Below are 3,934 nucleotides of genomic sequence, written 5' to 3'. Positions count from 1 at the left end.
ATCCCAAACTGCAGGCGATTGAAGGATTGACTATTTACGGTTCTCAGAACTTGGCTCAACGTTCAGGTGTCATTGCCTTTAACCTAGGCGACCTTCATCCTCACGACCTTGCGACTGCTTTGGATTATGAAGGTGTAGCTGTTCGCGCAGGTCATCATTGCGCTCAACCCTTGCTCCAGTATTTGGATGTTCCAGCAACAGCTCGTGCAAGTTTTTATATCTACAATACCAAGGCAGATTGCGACAAGCTAGTCGATGCCTTACAAAAGACAAAGGAGTTTTTTAATGGCACTTTCTAAACTAGATAGCCTTTATATGGCAGTGGTAGCGGACCATTCGAAAAATCCACATCACCAAGGGAAGTTAGAAGATGCTGAGCAAATCAGTCTCAACAATCCAACCTGTGGAGATGTCATCAACCTCTCTGTCAAGTTTGATGCAGATGACCGTTTGGAAGATATTGCTTTTCTAAACTCAGGTTGTACCATCTCAACTGCCTCTGCTAGCATGATGACAGATGCAGTTTTAGGAAAAACCAAACAAGAAATTTTAGAACTTGCGACTATTTTTTCTGAAATGGTTCAAGGGCAAAAAGATGAGCGTCAAGACCAACTTGGAGATGCAGCTTTCTTATCAGGCGTTGCAAAATTCCCTCAACGAATTAAGTGTGCAACCCTAGCTTGGAATGCCCTGAAGAAAACAATTGAAAATCAAGAAAAACAGTAAGACAAGTTTCTTTTGTCTTATGAATCAGTAGAAATGAATAATGAAAGAAAGGATATTATGGCTGAAGAAAGAGTAGAACCAAAACCAATTGACCTTGGTGAATATAAATTTGGTTTCCATGATGATGTAGAGCCTGTCCTATCGACAGGAAAAGGATTGAACGAAGATGTCATTCGTGAACTATCAGCTGCTAAGGGAGAACCTGAGTGGATGTTAGAATTCCGTTTGAAGTCTTATGAAACCTTCAAAAAAATGCCTATGCAAACTTGGGGAGCAGACTTGTCAGAGATTGATTTTGATGACCTGATTTATTATCAAAAACCATCTGATAAGCCAGCCCGTTCTTGGGATGAGGTTCCTGAAAAAATCAAAGAAACCTTTGAACGTATCGGGATTCCGGAAGCTGAGCGTGCTTATTTAGCAGGTGCCTCTGCCCAGTACGAGTCAGAAGTGGTTTACCACAACATGAAGGAAGAGTTCCAAAAATTGGGTATTATCTTTACAGATACAGATTCTGCCCTCAAGGAATACCCAGACTTGTTTAAACAATACTTCGCTAAGTTGGTACCACCGACTGATAACAAGTTGGCAGCCCTTAACTCAGCAGTGTGGTCAGGTGGAACCTTTATCTACGTACCAAAAGGGGTCAAGGTAGATATTCCTCTTCAAACTTACTTCCGCATCAACAACGAAAATACTGGTCAGTTTGAACGTACCTTGATTATCGTTGATGAGGGAGCAAGTGTCCATTATGTAGAAGGATGTACAGCGCCAACTTATTCAAGTAACAGCTTGCATGCTGCCATTGTAGAAATCTTTGCCTTGGATGGAGCTTATATGCGTTATACGACTATCCAAAACTGGTCTGATAACGTCTATAACTTGGTAACGAAACGTGCTAAAGCTCAAAAGGATGCCACTGTTGAGTGGATTGATGGTAACTTGGGTGCCAAAACAACCATGAAATATCCATCTGTTTATCTAGATGGAGAAGGGGCGCGTGGTACTATGCTCTCTATCGCCTTTGCCAATGCTGGGCAACACCAGGATACTGGTGCTAAGATGATTCACAACGCTCCGCACACAAGCTCGTCTATCGTGTCTAAATCTATCGCTAAAGGCGGAGGAAAGGTTGACTACCGTGGACAAGTAACCTTTAACAAAAACTCTAAAAAATCTGTTTCTCACATTGAGTGTGATACCATTATCATGGATGACTTATCAGCATCAGATACTATTCCATTTAATGAAATTCATAATTCGCAAGTAGCTTTGGAACACGAAGCCAAGGTTTCTAAGATTTCAGAAGAACAGCTCTATTACCTCATGAGTCGTGGATTGTCAGAATCAGAAGCGACAGAGATGATTGTTATGGGATTTGTAGAACCCTTTACAAAAGAGCTTCCAATGGAGTATGCTGTTGAGCTGAACCGCTTGATTAGCTACGAAATGGAAGGATCAGTTGGGTAAAACTTGATTTTAGATTTACCCAAAACCAAGAACTTTGAAGATGAACTTCTAACAAAAAAATCGCGGTTTAAAATCGCGATTTTTTTATAATTTCTCGTTGATAAAGCGGATAAACTGATTCCACCAAACTTTTAAGAAGAAGGCTTTTTCTACTTTCTTTTCTGCTACCATTTCAAAACTAGGCCGTTCTGTGGTAATGTAACCTTGACCAATCAAGTCTGAGTCTTCATAAGTCAAATGTCCAACCACTGTTCCGGCTTCAAGTGGTGCTGGAATTGCCTTAGAATCAGGTGTGAATTGAATAGATTGGGAAGCTTGACTCCCAACACGTTCAATTAGAGTGATATCATCTTTGGCAACAGCAGTGACAGTATCTTCTTTTCCATCTTGTACAGGGGCTTTGCTATCTTGATAAGCATCACCTTTCTGAACGATTTTACGAAGTGTGAATGTAGAAGAGATATAATCCATTAGTGAAGATGTAGCTGTGAAACGAGCGTAAGGATTATTGTCTTGATGATCTGCATTCAAAACAACTGTGATAACCCTCATCCCTTTTTCGACGGTAGTACCAACAAAAGATTCTCCAGCCTTGTCTGTTGTCCCTGTCTTAAGTCCATCAAAACCACCACGATGAGCAGGCATGCCTTCTAACATATAGTTGGTAGAAGTGATTGTCATTCCAGCAAAAGTAGAAGAAGGTTTTTTGGTGATTTCCAAGACTTGTGGGTATTTTTTGATGAGGTTGCGAGCAACGATAGCGACATCATATGCACTGAGTTTATTTTCCTCATCTTTTTTAGAGCCTGGGTAAATGTTATCCCCTAGAGTCTCATTGTTAAGGCCCGTTGTATTAACAACAGTGGCATCCTGAATTCCCCATTCCAAGAGCTTTGCCCGCATCATATCGACGAAATCTTTTTCTGAGCCAGCAATTTTTTCAGCTAACGCAATAGCTGCACTGTTAGCACTGGATACTAGGGTTGCTTCCAGTAGTTGTTCGACGGTATAATTACGAGCCTCCATAGGAACGTTACTCGCTTCAGAATTTGTCGTTAATTTGTATGGATAATCAGAGATATCTACCGGAGTGGATAGTGTAATACTGCCGTTTTCCAAGGCTTCATAGACAAGATAGACCGTAATCAATTTTGTGATTGAAGCGATTTCAACTGGTTGGGTTGCATCTTTCTCATAGAGAATTTTACCAGTATTCGCCTCAACGGCAATTGCATGCTTAGCAGCAATATTAAAATCTTGAGCAGCAACAGTAGATGCTGAGCCAATAACGGAAAGGCTTAGGAGAGTTAAAATTATTTTTTTCATAGTAAGTTTATTCTATCATAAAGAAAAAAATATTCCCAGTTTCATGATATAAGAAAGAAGCTTTTTTGAAAGTGTGGTAAAATAGATGAATGGAGGTACCCCATGTTTCGTAAGAATAAATTATTTTTTTGGACCAGTGAGATTTTATTATTAACCATCATCTTTTATTTATGGAGACAGATGGGTGGGATTATAACGCCTTTTGTAAGTGTCGCAAACACCATAATGATTCCCTTTCTTCTAGGTAGTTTTTTATATTATTTAACAAATCCCTTTGTTAGTTTTTTACAAAAGTATTTCAAAATTAATCGTATTATTGGTATTCTACTAACTTTGTGTGCCTTGGTTTGGGGGCTAGTTATTGGGGTAGTCTATCTCTTACCGATTTTGGTCAATCAGTTGACCAGCTTGA

General features: G+C 39.8%; 5 protein-coding genes. 4 read left to right on the top strand and 1 reads right to left on the bottom strand.

Annotated elements, in window-relative coordinates; translation table 11 throughout:
• The 3 genes from ACLNCN_RS03850 to sufB form a co-directional block, all read left to right on the top strand.
• Window positions 1-299 (top strand): aminotransferase class V-fold PLP-dependent enzyme (locus ACLNCN_RS03850; protein ID WP_424844657.1); only part of this gene is annotated, 299 nt, incomplete at its 5' end.
• The gene (sufU, locus tag ACLNCN_RS03845; protein ID WP_261117517.1) at window positions 286-726 is read left to right on the top strand and encodes a Fe-S cluster assembly sulfur transfer protein SufU; all 441 of its coding nucleotides are present in this window, start codon (window positions 286-288) and stop codon (window positions 724-726) included. The genes ACLNCN_RS03850 and sufU, both read left to right, overlap by 14 nt.
• A 57-nt stretch (window positions 727-783) precedes the next feature.
• Window positions 784-2,196 carry a Fe-S cluster assembly protein SufB gene (gene sufB / locus ACLNCN_RS03840; RefSeq protein WP_000797054.1) on the top strand — a complete coding sequence of 471 codons (1,413 nt, stop codon included), beginning with the start codon at window positions 784-786 and terminating at the stop codon, window positions 2,194-2,196.
• Window positions 2,197-2,280: 84 nt separating this feature from the next.
• Here sufB and pbp3 read toward each other — a convergent pair whose 3' ends face one another.
• Window positions 2,281-3,522 (bottom strand): D-alanyl-D-alanine carboxypeptidase PBP3, encoded by a 1,242-nt coding sequence (pbp3, locus tag ACLNCN_RS03835; RefSeq protein WP_424844656.1) that lies wholly within the window; start codon window positions 3,520-3,522, stop codon window positions 2,281-2,283.
• Window positions 3,523-3,624: 102 nt separating this feature from the next.
• Between pbp3 and ACLNCN_RS03830 the strand changes: the two genes are divergently transcribed.
• On the top strand, window positions 3,625-3,934 hold a 310-nt coding region (locus tag ACLNCN_RS03830; RefSeq protein WP_424844655.1), incomplete at its 3' end, for an AI-2E family transporter.

The organism is Streptococcus sp. CL8.13 (assembly GCF_049737895.1).
The sequence above is the reverse complement of the archived record's forward strand: the minus strand, read 5'-3'. Positions and strand labels throughout refer to the sequence as shown.

Excerpts from the sequence above, each read along its gene's own strand:
- sufU (WP_261117517.1), top strand. The coding sequence starts at position 286 with ATGGCACTTTCTAAACTAGATAGCCTTTATATGGCAGTGGTAGCGGAC.
- sufB (WP_000797054.1), top strand. The coding sequence starts at position 784 with ATGGCTGAAGAAAGAGTAGAACCAAAACCAATTGACCTTGGTGAATAT.
- pbp3 (WP_424844656.1), bottom strand. The coding sequence starts at position 3,522 with ATGAAAAAAATAATTTTAACTCTCCTAAGCCTTTCCGTTATTGGCTCA.